Raw genomic sequence first — 15,593 nt, 5'->3', positions numbered from 1 at the left:
TAGGGGGCGGGGGAGCGGGCGCCCACCGGATTTCCCCGCGCCCCGCCCGCACCGGCCCCGCCCTACGGCACGACCACGATCTTCCTGCCGACTCCCGCCGCGAACTGCTCCAGCGCCTGCGGGTAGCGCTCCAGCGGGACGCGGTCGCTGATGAAGACCTCCGGGTCGAGGACCCCGTTCGCGAACAGCTCCGCCGCGCGCTCGAAGCTGTGCAGCACCGCCATCGAGCCGGTGATGGTGATCTCCTGGTTGTAGACGCGGTACGGGTCGATCGTCACGAGGGTCGCGTAGTCGGCCACGCCGAACTGTAGGAACGTGCCCGCCTTCGCCACCCGGTCCAGGCCGTCCTGGATCGCCGCCGCGTTGCCGGTGGCGTCGATGACCAGGTCCCAGCCCTGCGGACGGTCCAGTTCGTCGGGGTTCGCCGCCGACGCCGAGACGCCGAGACCGCGGGCGGTCTCCAGGCGGGCCGGGTTCACGTCGACGACGTCCACGCTCGCCGCGCCGGTGCGCTTGGCCAGCTCCAGCATCATCAGGCCCATGGTGCCGGAGCCGTAGATCAGCACGTGCGCGCCGAGGCGGGACCGCAGGACGTCGTAGCCGCGCACCGCGCAGGACAGCGGCTCCACGAGGGCCGCGTCCTCGGTGCGGACGTGCTCGGGGAGCTTCACGCAGTTCGCCACCGGGGCGAGGGCGTACTGCGCGGCCCCGCCGGCCGTCGTCACGCCGATCGCCGCCCAGCGTTCGCAGAGGTTGTTGTGGCCGGTACGGCAGTAGCGGCACTCGTGGCAGTACAGGGACGGGTCGACGGCGACCCGGTCGCCCACCGCCACCTCGGTGACCTGGGAGCCGACTCCGGCCACCTCGCCCGCGAACTCGTGCCCGGGCACGATCGGCAGCTTCGGGGCGAACTCGCCCTGCAGGATGTGCAGATCCGTGCCGCACAGCCCGCAGGCGGCGACCTCCACGACGACCTCGCGCGGCCCCGGCGTCGGGTCCGGGACCTCGGTGACGACGGCCCTGCCCACGGACTCGATGACGGCGGCCTTCATTTCACTGCTCCCAACGACAGGCCCTGGACCAGCTTGTCCTGGGCGGCGAACCCCGCGGCGAGCACCGGCAGGGAGATGACGAGCGACGCGGCGCACACCTTCGCCAGGAACAGGCCCTGGCTGGTGATGAAGCCGGTCAGGAAGACGGGGGCGGTCTCGGCGACCACACCCGTGAGCACCCGGGCGAACAGCAGCTCGTTCCAGCTGAAGATGAAGCAGATCAGGGCGGTGGCGGCGATACCGGGGAGGGAGATCGGGGCGACCACGCGCGCGAGGACGGTGGGGAGTCGCGCCCCGTCCACCCGCGCCGCCTCGATCACCGCGACCGGGATCTCGGCGAGGAACGACTGCATCATCCACACCGCGATCGGCAGGTTCATGGAGGTGTAGAGGACGACCAGCAGCCAGATGTTGTCGAGCAGGCCGGCGTTCTTGGCGAACAGGTAGATCTGCAGCAGTCCCGCCACGGCCGGCAGCATCTTCGTGGACAGGAAGAAGAACAGCACGTCCGTCCACTTGCGGACGCGGTTGATCGACAGGGCGTAGGCCGCCGGGAAGGCCAGCAGCAGGACCAGCAGGGTCGACGCCACGGACGCGACGGTGGAGTTGATCAGGGCCGGCCAGGGGCTCGCGCCGCCGCCCGCGCCGAAGAACTCGCGGTAGCCGTCCAGGGTCAAGGAGGCCGCGAAGGACGGCGGGTTGGTCGCCGCGTCCGTCTCCGAGTGGAAGGACGTCAGCGCCATCCACGCGATGGGCAGGAAGAACACGATCCCGGCCAGCCAGGCCAGCAGGCCCGTGCCGTTGCGGCGTACGAGGTTCATGCGCGGGACACCTCCTCGCGGAACAGGGACGACACCACGCGCAGAGCGAAGGTCGCGATGACGAGGGAACCGATGACCACCAGCACGCCCGCGGCCGAGGCGAGGCCGTTCTCGTGGGCCTGGTAGAAGCTCTGGTAGACGGTGTAGGGGAGGTTGGCGGTGCCCAGGCCGCCGGACGTGATCGTGAAGACCGCGTCGAAGTTCTGCACGATGTGGATCGAGCCCAGCAGGGCGCCCAGTTCGAGGTAGCGGCGCAGGTGCGGGAGCGTCAGATGGACGAAGATCTGCCAGTCGCTCGCGCCGTCGACCCGGGCCGCCTCGATCTGCTCGTGGTCGCGGCTCTGCAGCCCGGCGAGCAGGATCAGCATCATGAACGGGGTCCACTGCCAGATCAGCGCCGCCTCGACGGCGAGCAGCGGGGTGGTGGAGATCCAGTCGGGCTGTGGGCCGCCCACATAGTGCAACAGCCCATTCAACAAACCGTATTCAGGGTTGTAGAGCACATGTTTCCAGAGCAGGGCGGCCGCGACCGGCACCACCAGGAAGGGCGCGATCAGCAGGGTGCGCACGATGCCCCGGCCCCGGAACCTCCGGTCCAGCAGCAGGGCGAGGGCCAGTCCCAGCACCAGACCGGCCAGCACCACCGCCACCGTCAGCAGCACGGTCGTCCACACCGAGTGGCGCAGGTCCGGGTCGGTGAGGACCTCCTGGTAGTTGTCGACGCCGGTGAAACGACGGGCGTCGGGATACAGGGAGTTCCAGTCGAAGAACGAGATCACCAGCGTGGCCACGAAGGGCAGCTGGGTGACGACGATCATGAAGATCAGGGCGGGCAGCAGCGGGGCCCGGGTGGCCCAGGCGCGCAGCCGGGCGGAGGGGCGCCGGAGCGGGGCGCGGGTGTCGGGCTCGGCCAGGGGGGCCGTCGTCGTGGCGGTCATCGTCCCTCGTACTCCTCGGAGATCTTCTCGGCGAGCGCCTGGGACTTCTTCAGGGCCGATTCGACGGACTGGCGTCCGGCGATGGCCGCGCTGATCTCCTGGGAGACCTTGGTGCCGAGGTCGGTGAACTCGGGGATGCCGACGAACTGGATGCCGGGCGCGGGCCGCGGCTGCACGCCGGGATCGGTCGGGCGGGCCTGTTCGATGGCCTGCCTGGTCATCTCCTGGAAGGCCCCGGCCTCCTTGCGGTAGTCGGCGTTGGCGTAGGTCGACGCCCGTTTGCCGGCCGGGACGTTCGACCAGCCGACCTGGTCGCCGACCAGTTCCTCGTAGCCCTTGCCGGACGCCCAGGAGACGAACTTCCAGGCGTTGTCCGGGTTGCGGGAGGCCTTCTGGATGCCCCAGGCCCAGGTGTAGAGCCAGCCGGAGGACTCGGTCTTCTCGACGGGCGCGGGGGCGTAGCCCACCTTGCCCTTGACCGGGGAGTTCGCCGCCTCCAGGGATCCGGCCGCGGAGGTGGCGTCGTACCACATGGCGACCTTGCCCTGGGTCATGTTGTTGAGGCACTCGGCGAAGCCGGCCTGGGCGGCGCCGGATTCGCCGTGCCGACGTACCAGGTCGACATAGAACTTCGTCGCCTTTTCGAAGGCGGGGGAGTCGAGCCGTGCCTTCCAGTCCTTGTCGAACCAGGTGCCGCCGAAGGTGTTGACGACCGTGGTGAGCGGGGCCATCACCTCGCCCCAGCCGGGCAGGCCGCGCAGGCAGATGCCCTTCATACCGGGTTCGGCGCCGTCCGCCTTCGCCGCGAGGTCCGCCACCTGCTGCCAGGTGGGGTGCGCGGGCATCGTCAGGCCCTTCTTGTCGAACACGTCCTTGCGGTACATCAGGAACGACGACTCGCCGTAGAAGGGCTGGCCGTAGAGCTTGCCGTCGTCCGCGGTGAGGGACTGGCGCATCGGCTTCAGGACGTCCCGCTCGTCGTAGGCCGGGTCCTCGGCGAGGTAGCCGTTCATCTCGCGCAGCCAGCCGTTGCGGGCGTAGATCGGTATCTCGTAGTTGGACAGCGTGGCGACGTCGTACTGGCCGGCCTGGTTGGCGAAGTCCTGGCTGATCTTGTCGCGGACGTCGTTCTCGGGCAGGACCGTGAAGTTGACCTCGATGCCCGTCTCCTCGGTGAAGTGGGCGCGGGTCAGTTTGCGCAGCTGGACCATCTGCGGGTTGTTGACCATCAGGACGTTGATGGCGTCGCCGCCGGATCCGGCCCCGCCCGCGCCGGCCCAGCAGCCGGAGAGCAGCGGGGCGAGCAGCGTCCCTGCGGCGGCCAGGGCGAGCGGGGCTCGCGGTGGCCGTCGTCGGCTCTGGGTTCGCATGGATCGCTCCTGGAGGTATGGGGAGACAAGGGGCGCAGCAGGGCACAGGGGTGCCCTGGGAAGGGGAGCCGGGTGTGCTCAGACGCGGATGACCTGCGGTCCGAGGAGGGAGTGGCGGTGGGCCTCGGAGGCCGGCAGCAGGGTGCTGGTCACGATCGTCTCCAGCACGCCGACCTCGGCGAAGCGGCAGAAGCTGACGGCTCCGAACTTGGTGTGCACGCCCGCGAAGACCACGCGCCGGGCGGCCCGGATCGCCTGGGCCTTGACCTCGCCGACGGCCGGGTCGGGGGTGGTGAGGCCGTGTTCCCGGGAGATGCCGTTGGCGCCGATGTACGCCAGGTCGACGACGAAGCCGGCCAGCATCTTCGTCGTCCAGTGGTCGACGGTGGCGAGGGTGCCGCGCCGCACCCGGCCGCCGAGCAGCAGCACGCTGATGTGCTCGGCCTCGGCGAGGGCGCCCGCGACCGGCAGGGACGCGGTGACCACGGTCAGCGGCCGGTCCCGGGGGAGTGCCTCGGCGATGAGTTGGGGGGTGTAGCCCTCGTCGACGAAGACGGTCTCGGCGTCGCCGAGCAGTTCGGCCGCCGCGGACGCGATCCGGCGCTTCTCGGGGACGTGACTGGTGGCCCGGAAGGCGAGTGTCGTCTCGAAGCCGGCGCTCTCCACGGGGTAGGCGCCGCCGTGGGTGCGGCGGAGCAGGCCGTGGTCCTCCAGGAGGCGCAGATCCCGCCGGACGGTCTCCTTGGCCACGTTCAGCTCGGCGGCGAGGGCGGTGACGTCGACCGAGCCGTCACGCCGTGCGGCCAGCACGATCTCGCGCCGACGTTCCTCCCCGGTCCTGGTCATGGCCGTCACCCGCCTTCCTTCCTGCCGCACTGCCCGTTCGGGTCCTCCATCCGGCCTTGGGGGAAGTTCTACAGGGGGCGTTCCGCGGTGGCCAGGTCTGTCGCGGGCGTGATCCTGCCCGGGTGTGCCCGTTCGGTCGTGCGCAGACGCGGAGCGGTACGGGGTGGCCGTGACCGTCTGTGGGTGCGTCGTGCCTGGTCGCGTGGTTGTCCGCGCCCCTGGCGGCGCGGACCGACTGCTTCCGGGCCGTGCCCGGATGCCCGAGCGGGCGGGCCCGTTCGCTGCCCGCCCGCTCTGGTGACGACTGTGTCCGTTCAGTACGGCCAGATCGGCGGGTCCGTCACGAACTGGCCGCCCAGGTAGGCGTGGGCCTCGTTGCCCTCCTGGAGCTCGCCCTGCTCGGCGATGAGCTTCTCGGCGAACGGCTCGGAGTCGTCCTGCGGCTCGTAGCCGAGCGCCCGGGCGCTGGTGAGGTCCCACCACAGCCGGGTGTTGGCGGAGGAGCCGTGGACGACGGTGTGGCCGACCCGCTCGGCGGTCAGCGCCGCGTGGAAGAGGCGGGCGCCGTCGGCGGGGCTCATCCACACCGAGAGCATGCGCACGCTGGTCGGCTCGGGGAAGCAGGAGCCGATGCGCACCGAGACCGTCTCCAGGCCGTACTTGTCCCAGTAGAGCTGCGCGAGGTCCTCGCCGAAGCACTTGGACAGGCCGTAGAAGGTGTCCGGGCGGCGCGGGGTGTCGACCGGGATGAGGGGGTCGTCGCCCCGGGGGCGCGGGGTGTAGCCGACGGCGTGGTTGGAGGAGGCGAAGACGATCCGGCTCACGCCCTCCTCGCGGGCGGCCTCGTACAGGTGGTAGGTGCCCTCGATGTTCGCCTTGAGGATCTTCTCGAAAGAGGCTTCCAGGGAGATGCCCGCGAGGTGGATGATCGCGTCGACGCCCCGGACCGCCTCCCGCACGGCGTCCCGGTCGGCGAGGTCGGCGGTGATCGCCTCGGGCGCGCCCTCGATGGGGCGCAGGTCCATCAGGCGCAGGTCGTAGCCGTAGTCGGGGAGCAGGTCCCGCATCAGGGTGCCGAGGCCGCCGGCGGCGCCGGTGAGCAGGACGGTGCGGGGAGCGGACATCCCGGGGTCTCCTTGATCGCCGACTGCGTGCACATGAGCGCACGGCATTCATGAATGTGGACACGCTATGGATCAGGGGCGGACCCCGTCAAGTGGGGCGCGTAATAGGTGAATCCGCAGGTGCGTCGCGGGTGGGCGCGCTTGACCGGCCCCGAGGCGGCGCCTTAGCGTGGAACTGTTCAGAAATATAGACGCCAATCATGAATATGGAACCGGGAGAGCTTGTGACGTCAGCCCCTCTCGCCGCTCGACTCACCGTCCCCAGCGGGCCGCTGTTCTTCCCGGTCACCGCCTACGGACCCGACGGCTTCGTCGACCTCGACACCTACCGCACCCACGTCCGCCGCGGCGTGGAGGCCGGAGCCGCCGCCGTGTTCGCCTGCTGCGGCACCGGCGAGTTCCACGCGCTGACGCCCGAGGAGTTCGAGGCCTGCGTACGGGCCGCCGTCGAGGCGACGGAAGGGCGCGTGCCGGTCGTCGCGGGCGCCGGCTACGGCACCGCGCTCGCCATGCGCTACGCCCGCCTCGCCGAGGCCGCCGGGGCGGACGGCCTGCTGGCCATGCCCCCGTACCTCGTCGTCGCCGGGCAGGGGGGGCTGCTGCGGCACTACCGGGAGGTGGCCGCCGCGACGGCGCTGCCGGTCATCGTCTACCAGCGTGACAACGCCGTGTTCACCCCGGAGACGGTCGTCGCACTGGCCCGCACGGAAGGCATCATCGGCCTGAAGGACGGGCTCGGCGACCTCGACCTCATGCAGCGCGTCATCAGCGCCGTCCGCACCGAGGCCGCGGGTGACTTCCTCTACTTCAACGGCCTGCCGACCGCCGAGCAGACCCAGCTCGCCTACCGCGCCCTCGGCGTCACGCTCTACTCGTCCGCCGTGTTCTGCTTCGCGCCGGAGATCGCCCTCGCCTTCCACGAGGCCCTGCGGACCGGCGACGACGCCACCGCCGGCAAACTGCTGGACGGCTTCTACCGCCCGTTCGTCGACCTGCGCGCGCAGGGCCGCGGGTACGCCGTCGCGCTGGTCAAGGCCGGGGTGAGGCTGCGCGGCCTCGACGTCGGGGAGGTGCGGCCCCCGCTGCACGAGCCGGCCGGGGATCATGTCAAGCAGCTCGCCGAAGTGATCGAGCGGGGCTACGCGCTGCTGGAGGAGGCCAAGTGAAGGCATCGGCATTCGTCTACCCCTGGGACGTCAACGGGGACCCCCGGGCACCCGAGCGGATCGCGGCGCTCGGCGTGGAACAGGTGACACTCGCCGCCGCCTACCACTCCACGCGCGCCCTCACGCCCCGCCACCCCCGGCACCGCGTCGTCACCGCCGAACACGCCGCCGTGCTGTACCCGGCGGACGACCGCTGGGCCGGCCGCGAGCTGCGCCCCTACGCGGCCGGTGCCTGGGCCCCCGGCGACGCCTTCGGCGAGGCCGCCGGCGCGCTCGGCGAGGCCGGTCTCGAGGTGCACACCTGGGTCGTCCTGGCGCACAACTCCCGCCTCGGCGCCGAGCACCCGGACACCTCCGTCGTCAACGCCTACGGCGACCGCTACCCCTGGGCGCCGTGTATCGCGCAGCCCGCCACGCGCACGTACCTGACCGACCTGGCGGCCGAGGCGGCCGTCAGGCCCGGGGCGCGCGGCACCGAGCTGGAGTCCCTCGGCTGGTACGGCCTCCAGCATCTGCACGCCCACGACAAGACCGGCGGCGTCGGCCTCGGGGACGCCGGGCAGTACCTGATGGCGCTGTGCTTCTGCCGGTCCTGCCGGGACGGCTACGGGCGGCACGGCCTGGACGCCGACGAGCTGGCGGTCGCCGTACGGGCCGCGCTGGAGCCGGTGTGGCAGGGAGCCCCCTCCGACGGGGGCTGGCCCGGCATCGAGAAACTCCTCGGCGAGACCCTCGCGCACACCACGCGCGCCTACCGCGACGAAACCGCCCGCACCCTCCAGGAGCGGGCCGTCGCCGCGGTCCGGGCGGCGGCACCGGAGGGCTTCCAGGTGCTGCTGCACGCCGACCCGGTCTCCTACCACGTCGGCGCCAACCCCGGAGTCGACCCGGCGCACATCCTGTCCGTCGCGGACGGTGTGGTCGTGCCCTGCGCGGGCGGCACCGGCACGCTGACGCCGTTCGCACGGCAGGACCGCCGGGACGCCGTCATCGCGGCCAACTTCACCGTCGTCGCCGGGATGGGCGGCAGCCCCGGCACCCTCGCCGCCGACGCGACCCGGGCACGGGAGCTCGGCGCCACCGAACTGCGGCTCTACCACGCCGGGCTGGCGTCCGACGAGGACCTGACGGTCGCGGCACAGGCGCTGCGCACCCTGAAGGCCTGACGGCCGGGCTCCGCAACGGCCGGGCCGGGCGGTCCGGCCGGTGCGTGGGCGTGACACGCCGTTCGTCCTGCACCGGGCCCGCTCGTTCCGTGCCGCCCGCTCGGCTCCAGTTCATCGCGGTCCAGGTGGTGTCCAGGCCGTCAACACGCCCTGCTGTGCGGGGAGTTCACCGGCCGTAAAATGCAACAGGGCCTTTTTTACCGCCTGTTGGGATCGTTCAACGCCACGGCCGAACCCGCCGTGACGAAAAAGGGTGACGTCACCGAACGGAGTCATCCGTTCGCGGTGCTGGATAGGTGAAAGGGCATTCTCGCGATCTTTCCCCGGTCGTGGCAACTTCAACCGGATCGGCGAGTCATGTCGTCTTTTTTGGTCACCGGCAGTGGGAGAATCGGCCATTCCGTCGCCATGGCATTAGGTGTCGCAGACATGGAATCCAGTCGTCGTCTAAGTTCCTTCACACCGGGGTCTGGTACTGACCCGGCGTCCAGTGACATTCGTGCGACGAGAAATGGGGAACCCATGGAGAAGACGCGGAAGGTCGAAAGCGCCAAGAATGCCGAACTGACCCCGAAGCCGGTTCAGGAGCAGGACCGGGTGAGCGCGCGGGAGAGCATCGAGCTGCGCATCACCGACCTGAGCAGCCCGGCGATGGTGGCGGGTCTCGCCCGCCGCTGCTGATTTCGGGACCGTGCGTCCGCTGCGGGGAGTTCCACTTCCCGCAGCGGATGTGCGGACGTCGCCCGGTAACCGGTTCAGCTATCCGAGGAGCGTCGCGCGTGGCACCCATTACGCCCACACCCCTGCGTGTGCTGGACGGTTCGGCCGTCACCACGCTGGAGGACATCGACGGGCCGGTGGTCATCCGCGGCCTCCAGGACGAATGGCCGGCACGCAAACTCTGGACCGCGGACCATTTCCGCCGCCAGTACGGCGGAATTCGAGTCCCGGTGCGCGAGTACCCGGCCGGATCCGAATACGAGTACACTGTTTCCGGCGACGGGCTGGCCGAATTCCTGGAGTACTGGGAAAAAACCCCGGAGGACGGCTCACTCGCTCGGGACCGGCGGTATCTGGCCGAATGGAATTTCGTTCGCGACTGCCCCGGGCTCCTCGACGACTTCAGCATTCCCGAACTCTTCTCCGACGACTGGATCGACCGGCTCCCGGAACAGGTCCGCTTCGGAAGAATGTGGATCTTCTTCGGTGAGCCCGGCTGCTCGACCGGACTGCACCGCGACACCTTCTCCACCAGTGCCTGGCTGGCCGTCCTCGACGGCAGCAAGGAACTGCGGCTGGTGACCCCCGAGGCGGGACGGGCACTGCGCGCCGACGACAGCCTGTGGTCCGAGCGCACCCATGACGAGGTGCTGCGCAAGACCGCCGACCCGCTGTACGAGGTGACCCTGCGCGCGGGCGACACGCTCTACATCCCCGGTGACTGGTACCACGAGGTCCGCAACCCCGAACGCAACCTCATGCTCACCGCCAACTTCGTCGAGGAGCGCAAACTCCTTTCGTTCCTGGCGCAGTTCGAGACGCGCCTGACCGAGCCGCTCTCCATCCTGAGGCAGGCACGCAACGCCCAGGTCCGCGCCTGGGCCGACGGCGCGGGCCGCCACGACGAACTGGCGCAGGCGGAGTTCCGCGCCCGGCAGCTGGAATGGGTGCGCGGCATCACCGGCGAACTGCGCGAATACGAGCGGGCCCTGCTGGACTGGGACACCAAGGACACCGGTGCGACGGAGGCGCCGAGCGGTGAGCGCTGAACCCGCCCCGTGCGTGACGGCGTTCGACTCCATGCCGGGCACCTTGGACCAGCCCGGCTGGTGCGACCACAGCGGGCTGCAACTCGCCGCGCTGACCACGCGCCCCCTCGTCGCCCCCGGGCCGCACGGGCCCGAGCCCATGGGAGCCCGGTCCTACGACAGCTCCGCGGACGGACGCCGCCACGACTTCGCCCTGCGCCCCGGTGCCCACTGGTCCGACGGAAGCCCGGTCACGGCCGACGACTACGTGCGGGCCCTGGACCGCGCGGCCGCCTCGGCCACCGTCACCGGCTACTGGCTGCGCCACGTCGAACAGGTCGGCGGCAGAGGGGACCACCTGCACGTGCGGCTGAGGGAACCCGACCACGGCTTCCCTCAGCTGACCTCACTGCCGGCACTCGCCCCCTACCGGGGGCGGAACGACGGAGTCGGCCGGTACCGGATCGTGCGCACCGCGCCGCGCACGATCGTCCTCGACAGGACCCCGCACACCGACAGCGGTCCCTCCCGGGTGGTGCTGCGCCGGGTGAAGAGCCCTGAGCGCAACCTGGAGGGGTTCACGGCCGGGCGCCTCGACGTCACCTCCGACACCGCCTTCCCACTGCACCGGGTCGCCGAGTTCGACGGTCACCCGTCGCTGCGGGTGCGCCGGACCGGCATCGTCGTGGCGCTGTGCTTCGAGGGCGAACTGCTGCGACCGGAGGCCGAGCAGGACCGCCACGCCATCCGCGACGCGCTCACCGCCCCCGGCACCGGCGCCCTGCTGCCCGCCCCGCTGCTCCCGCGGCAGGGGTTCCTGCCCGTAGGGGACTTCGACCGGGCGTTCCGCGATGCCGTGCGAGGCACGATCCCCGCAACCGCAACCGCAACCGCAACCGCAACCGCAACCGCAACCGCAACCGCTCCCGCACACCCCTCACGAACCCCGGCCCGCGCCCGCTACCGGCTGGCCTACGACACGTACTACCCCAACCGCGAACTCGCCCGCGCCGCAGCGCGGATGCTGGCGGCCGCGGGCATCAGGGCCGAGCTCGTACCCGACCGGTACGAGAACCGTTCCCGTCCCGCCGACCTGCGCCTCAACCTCTTCCGGGGCCTGCGCTCCGACCCGCTCGGCGTCCACCGGGGCCTGGTCTTCCTCGAAGCGCTGCGGACCCATGACGCGCTCCCGGGCTATCTGGACGTGCTGCGGGCCTACGACAGCGCCCCGCAGACACCCGGCTCCCTGGACGCGGCCGTGGCGGAACTGGACGGCATCCTCGCCCGCCACAGTCTCTGCGTGCCCCTCGCCGAAGTCCCGGGCGTCTTCCTCGCCCGGCAGCCGAAGGCCCCCTGGGAGTGGTCATGACGAACCAGCCGGTGACCGGCGGGCCGGTGGCCGGCGGACCAGGGACCGGCCGGACACCGGCCCGCTCACCTCGGCACACCACACCGTCCGCGCTGCGCCTGCGGTTCCCCGCCGGTGTCATGCTGCGCGCGGGCACGACCCTCGCCGCCGGAGACGCCGGGGAGCTGCTGGTGATCGGCGAGCGGGGCTTCAGCGTCGAAGGGGCGGACCGCACGCTGCGCGAGTGGGCCGCACAGCTCACCGAGGGGCTGCGCTGGCCCGCATCCGGCGCGGCGCTCACCCCGGGGCAGGAGACCCTGCTGGCGGCATTCGCCGCCCGCGACCTGCTCGTGCCGCTCCCGCGTGCCGACACCGTCGACGCGCACACCAAACAGCGCCGCTGGCTCGCGCACACCGGTACGGACCCCGACGCGGCCCAGGAACGGATCGGCCGGCACCAGGCCGTCGTCGTGGGCTGCGGCGGCACCGGGGCGATCGTCGCCACCCACCTGTGCGCCATGGGGGTGCGCAGGCTGCTGCTGGTCGATCACGACGTGGTCGAAGTGACCAACTTCAACCGGCAGTTCACCTACCGGCGGGCCGACCTCGGCCGGCCCAAGGCACAGGCCCTGCGGGACTTCCTGCTGGAGCGTCACCCGGAGGCGGACATCACCACCGCGCCGGTCTTCGTCGACCGGGACACGATCGACGGCCTCGCGCCGTCCGGCCCCGGCGAGTGGACCCTGTTCTGCTGCGCGGACCGGCCGGTCGGCACCCTGGCCGCCCTTCTCGCCGCATTCGCCCGGGACCGGGGCGGCTCGGTGCTCTTCGCGGCGGCGGGGCTCGACGAGGCCGCCGTGGGACCGCTGCTGAGGCCGCGGGACACCGCCGCGCACCGTGCCTTCGCCCAGGAGATGGAAGCCGTGGCCGCTGTCGCCCGCAGCGCGATCGCCGATCCGATCATGAGCGCCTCGGTCGCCCCGGTGAACACCGTCACCGCGGCCTGGATGGCCGGCGAGTGGCTGAACGGCGTGATCCTGGAACGGCCCACGCGCTCCCTGAACGCCCGGTTCGTCGTGGACCTGGGGAACTCGTCGACGTATGAGGAGACAACGTGGCGTTGAACAGCTCCCCGCCCGCGCAGGGCCTGACCCTTCACGTCCGGCACCGGCGGGAGGACGGCCCGCTGTCCGAGCGGGCATGGCACCTGCGTGAGGTCTTCGGCGTGGAGACCGCCGAGGAGACGGTGGCCCTCCAGCCGGTCACCGTCGCGCCCCGCGGCATCACCCTGATCACCGGATTCAGCGGCACCGGCAAATCGAGCCTGCTGCGCGAACTGTGCCGCCACACCGAGGTGCGCACCGTCGCGGACCTGCCGCCGATCGGTCCCACGGACCGGGTCGTCGACCTCTTCGACAGCGACGTCGAGGAGACGGTCTCCTGGCTCGGCAGGTTCGGCCTCGGCGAACCCCGCCTGATGATGTCCCGGCCCGAGCACCTGTCCGACGGGCAGTTCCACCGGCTCACCCTGGCCCGCCTCGCCCACGGCGGACGAGGACTCATCGCGGTCGACGAGTTCTGCTCCAACCTCGACCGGACCACGGCCAAGGTCATCGCCCACAACTTCCAGCGGGCCTGCCGCTTCCTGGACATCGACGCCGTGGTCGCCACCGCCCACGAGGATCTCCACGACTTCCTCTGCCCGGACGACCACATCCGCCTCGACTTCGACGGCACGGTCGGCAGGACCACGGGCGCCCACACGCCCGGCGAGCGCGTCGAGCGGTGGATCGAGGAGGAGTTCACCGAAAGCGCGGGAGACCGCGCCGACTACGAACGGCTGGCCGACTACCACTACCGCGCCGAGGACGAACGGTGGATCGACTGGGAGAACCTCGTCACCGAGGTGCGCACCGTCCGCGTGCGCGGCCTGCTCGTCGCCGTCAAGGTCTTCTGCCGGCCCTTCCCCCACGAGTTCGAGGCCCTGCCCACGCTGCGCCGGATCAACGAGTCCGTACTGTGCCAGGAGCGCGTCATCGTCCACCCCGCCTTCCGCGGGCTCTCCCTGAACGGGCGCATGTGGCCGGGGACGGAACCGGGCTCCGTACCGCGACAGCGCATCCTGTTCGCGCAGTCGGCGCTGGGCCGGCTCTTCCCGTTCCACCTCCGCGCCGGCTACCGGCGGGTCGGGCACCCCTCCGAGACACCGGCCCCGGAACAGCTCGGCCTCGCCGACGTGCTGCGCCGCCACGACCCCGGCATCAACCCCAACTCCACGAAGGCCATCGCCGCCCTGCTGCGCACCGTCCCGGCCGGCGCGCTGGCGGAGATCCGGGCCGCGGCCGCCGCTGCCTTCGACCTCGCCACCCGGCGGCAGATCGTCTTCCTGGCGGACCTGGCCGGCGCCGAGGTACGGGAGGAGGACCTCGCCTTCGTGAGCCGGGCCTCCGCCGACGCGGCGCGTGCGGCGGATCCGGAATCCCTGGCAGTGATGGTGGAAACGGCGACCCCCTACCGGATGGCGGGCTTCGTCCGTGAATGGTCCCCCGAGCACGGATGGCGCGTGGCAGCCCATGGAAGCGATGATCACACCGGTGCCCTCGCGGCCGCCCACCGCTGATCGAGGCGGTGCCGGTGCGCCCGGCGCCCCTCCCGGCCTGGCGGAGCTGGCCGAGCGGCTGAGGGAGACGGAGGACAGGGCCGGGGTCCGGATCGACCTCTTCGCCGAGCGGGTGCGCGGCGCCGAGTATTTCGTCCCGGACGGCGAGACCGTCACCGGCGAGCCGTACGAGCAGGCCGGCTTCGCCGTGCGGGTCCGCCACCGTGACGGCGAGGGGTACGTCGGCCTCAACAGCCTGTCCGGCGAAGCGCTCCGGCTCGGGCTGCGCACCGCCGCCGACCGTGCCGGGGCCACGTGGTCCGGCACCGACGACCTGGCCGCCACGGTGCTGCGGGCCACCGGCCTGCTTCGGTCACACGGCGCCGGGGCGGCCCCCGCGCCGTCGGCGCGGCTGCTGCGCGCCGCCCGCTCGGCGGCTGTGCGCGCCGCACACGCCACCGCCTCGGTGTCCGTCTCGTACGCGGGAGCCGACCGGGCCTTCCTCCGGCTCGGACCGGGGCTCGCCCACCTGGAGCCGGCCCAGCGACGGCACCTGGTGTCCTGCCGGGCCGTCACCGACGGCACGGGCGGCCCGGTGGTCGGATACCGCAAGGCCGGAGTCCGCGACCTCGCCGTCTGGGAGTCCGGTCTCGACATCGTCCGGGTCGGGCGGGACGCGGGCCGCGCCGCCGCGGCCAAGACGACCGCCCGGCCCGTCGCCGAGCGGAACGTCACGCTCGTCATCGCCGCCGGGGCCAGCGGCGTCCTCGTCCACGAACTCCTCGGGCACCCGCTGGAGGGCGACGTCGCCGCCGGCCGGCTGGCCGGGGTGGCCTGGCGCGAGGGCGAGCGGATCGGCCCGGCCGGGCTGCACCTGACCGACGACCCGGGGCTGGCCGATGGCTGGGGCGGTTTCACCCACGACGACGAAGGCACCCCCGCCCGGCCGCAGCACCTGGTCCGGGACGGCACGGTGACGGCCTTCCTCGACGCCGCCGGACGCCGGCGCAGGCAGTCGTTCCGGCACCCGCCTGCGACGCGCATGAGCAATGTGTACGTCGCAGCGGGCCCGGACGACCCGGCCGCTCTGACGGCGTCCGTCGACCACGGCTTCCACGTCGCCCGGCTGGGCGGCGGACGCGTGCACCCGGACGGCACGTTCGCGTTCGGCGCGGTGGACGTCCGCCGTATCCGGCGCGGTGTGGTCGCAGAGCCGGTGTCCGACGTCGTCGTCACCGGACACGTCACGGACGCGCTGGCCGCGATCCGCGGTATCGGCGACGACTTCGCCATGGGGAGCCCGGCCGCCTGCGTCAAGTACGGCCAGGAGGTCCCCGTGGGAGACGGCGGACCCACGCTGCTCGTGACCGGCGTCGACATCGAGCCCGCCGGGCCCGCGTCCTGACGACCCCGCA

The 15,593-nt window shown here is 71.9% G+C and carries 14 protein-coding genes; 8 read left to right on the top strand and 6 right to left on the bottom strand.

Features of this window, described 5'->3' with window-relative positions:
- Window positions 1-62 precede the first annotated feature (62 nt).
- From AB0I06_RS28100 to AB0I06_RS28075, 6 genes are all read right to left on the bottom strand, one after another.
- Window positions 63-1,052: a zinc-dependent alcohol dehydrogenase family protein gene (locus tag AB0I06_RS28100; RefSeq protein ID WP_363121621.1), complete on the bottom strand. Its 990-nt coding sequence runs from the start codon at window positions 1,050-1,052 to the stop codon at window positions 63-65.
- Window positions 1,049-1,873, bottom strand: coding sequence for a carbohydrate ABC transporter permease (locus AB0I06_RS28095; RefSeq protein WP_363121620.1), 825 nt, complete (start codon window positions 1,871-1,873; stop codon window positions 1,049-1,051). The genes AB0I06_RS28100 and AB0I06_RS28095 overlap by 4 nt, the downstream gene beginning before the upstream one ends.
- The gene (locus AB0I06_RS28090) at window positions 1,870-2,811 is read right to left on the bottom strand and encodes a sugar ABC transporter permease (protein WP_363121619.1); all 942 of its coding nucleotides are present in this window, start codon (window positions 2,809-2,811) and stop codon (window positions 1,870-1,872) included. Before AB0I06_RS28090 ends, AB0I06_RS28095 begins: the two co-directional genes overlap by 4 nt.
- Window positions 2,808-4,181 (bottom strand): sugar ABC transporter substrate-binding protein, encoded by a 1,374-nt coding sequence (locus AB0I06_RS28085; protein WP_363121618.1) that lies wholly within the window; start codon window positions 4,179-4,181, stop codon window positions 2,808-2,810. The genes AB0I06_RS28090 and AB0I06_RS28085 overlap by 4 nt, the downstream gene beginning before the upstream one ends.
- Before the next feature lie 78 nt (window positions 4,182-4,259).
- Window positions 4,260-5,027 (bottom strand): DeoR/GlpR family DNA-binding transcription regulator, encoded by a 768-nt coding sequence (locus tag AB0I06_RS28080; protein WP_363121617.1) that lies wholly within the window; start codon window positions 5,025-5,027, stop codon window positions 4,260-4,262.
- A 314-nt stretch (window positions 5,028-5,341) separates the two neighbouring features.
- A complete protein-coding gene (locus AB0I06_RS28075; RefSeq protein ID WP_363121616.1) occupies window positions 5,342-6,151 on the bottom strand; it encodes an NAD(P)-dependent oxidoreductase in 810 nt (269 codons plus the stop codon).
- Between the two features lie 206 nt (window positions 6,152-6,357).
- Here AB0I06_RS28075 and AB0I06_RS28070 point away from each other — a divergent pair, with 206 nt between their 5' ends.
- The 8 genes from AB0I06_RS28070 to AB0I06_RS28035 all read left to right on the top strand — a co-directional run bounded on the left by AB0I06_RS28070 (window position 6,358) and on the right by AB0I06_RS28035 (window position 15,583).
- Window positions 6,358-7,317: a 5-dehydro-4-deoxyglucarate dehydratase gene (locus AB0I06_RS28070; RefSeq protein WP_363121658.1), complete on the top strand. Its 960-nt coding sequence runs from the start codon at window positions 6,358-6,360 to the stop codon at window positions 7,315-7,317.
- The gene (locus AB0I06_RS28065) at window positions 7,314-8,483 is read left to right on the top strand and encodes a hypothetical protein (RefSeq protein WP_363121615.1); all 1,170 of its coding nucleotides are present in this window, start codon (window positions 7,314-7,316) and stop codon (window positions 8,481-8,483) included. Before AB0I06_RS28070 ends, AB0I06_RS28065 begins: the two co-directional genes overlap by 4 nt.
- A 522-nt stretch (window positions 8,484-9,005) precedes the next feature.
- Window positions 9,006-9,164: a hypothetical protein gene (locus AB0I06_RS28060; protein ID WP_351627773.1), complete on the top strand. Its 159-nt coding sequence runs from the start codon at window positions 9,006-9,008 to the stop codon at window positions 9,162-9,164.
- A 98-nt stretch (window positions 9,165-9,262) separates the two neighbouring features.
- On the top strand, window positions 9,263-10,252 hold the full coding sequence (locus tag AB0I06_RS28055; protein WP_363121614.1) for a cupin-like domain-containing protein: 990 nt from the start codon (window positions 9,263-9,265) through the stop codon (window positions 10,250-10,252).
- Window positions 10,242-11,600, top strand: coding sequence for an ABC transporter substrate-binding protein (locus tag AB0I06_RS28050; RefSeq protein ID WP_363121613.1), 1,359 nt, complete (start codon window positions 10,242-10,244; stop codon window positions 11,598-11,600). Before AB0I06_RS28055 ends, AB0I06_RS28050 begins: the two co-directional genes overlap by 11 nt.
- Complete coding sequence (locus AB0I06_RS28045; RefSeq protein WP_363121612.1) at window positions 11,597-12,703, top strand: ThiF family adenylyltransferase; 1,107 nt, start codon at window positions 11,597-11,599, stop codon at window positions 12,701-12,703. The genes AB0I06_RS28050 and AB0I06_RS28045 overlap by 4 nt, the downstream gene beginning before the upstream one ends.
- Window positions 12,694-14,199 carry a hypothetical protein gene (locus AB0I06_RS28040; protein ID WP_363121611.1) on the top strand — a complete coding sequence of 502 codons (1,506 nt, stop codon included), beginning with the start codon at window positions 12,694-12,696 and terminating at the stop codon, window positions 14,197-14,199. The genes AB0I06_RS28045 and AB0I06_RS28040 overlap by 10 nt, the downstream gene beginning before the upstream one ends.
- The gene (locus AB0I06_RS28035) at window positions 14,162-15,583 is read left to right on the top strand and encodes a TldD/PmbA family protein (protein WP_363121610.1); all 1,422 of its coding nucleotides are present in this window, start codon (window positions 14,162-14,164) and stop codon (window positions 15,581-15,583) included. Before AB0I06_RS28040 ends, AB0I06_RS28035 begins: the two co-directional genes overlap by 38 nt.
- Window positions 15,584-15,593: the final 10 nt, after the last annotated feature.

The sequence above is a fragment of the Streptomyces sp. NPDC050674 genome, assembly GCF_040654575.1.
GTDB lineage: Bacteria > Actinomycetota > Actinomycetes > Streptomycetales > Streptomycetaceae > Streptomyces.
This window is presented reverse-complemented; position numbering and strand designations above follow the sequence as displayed.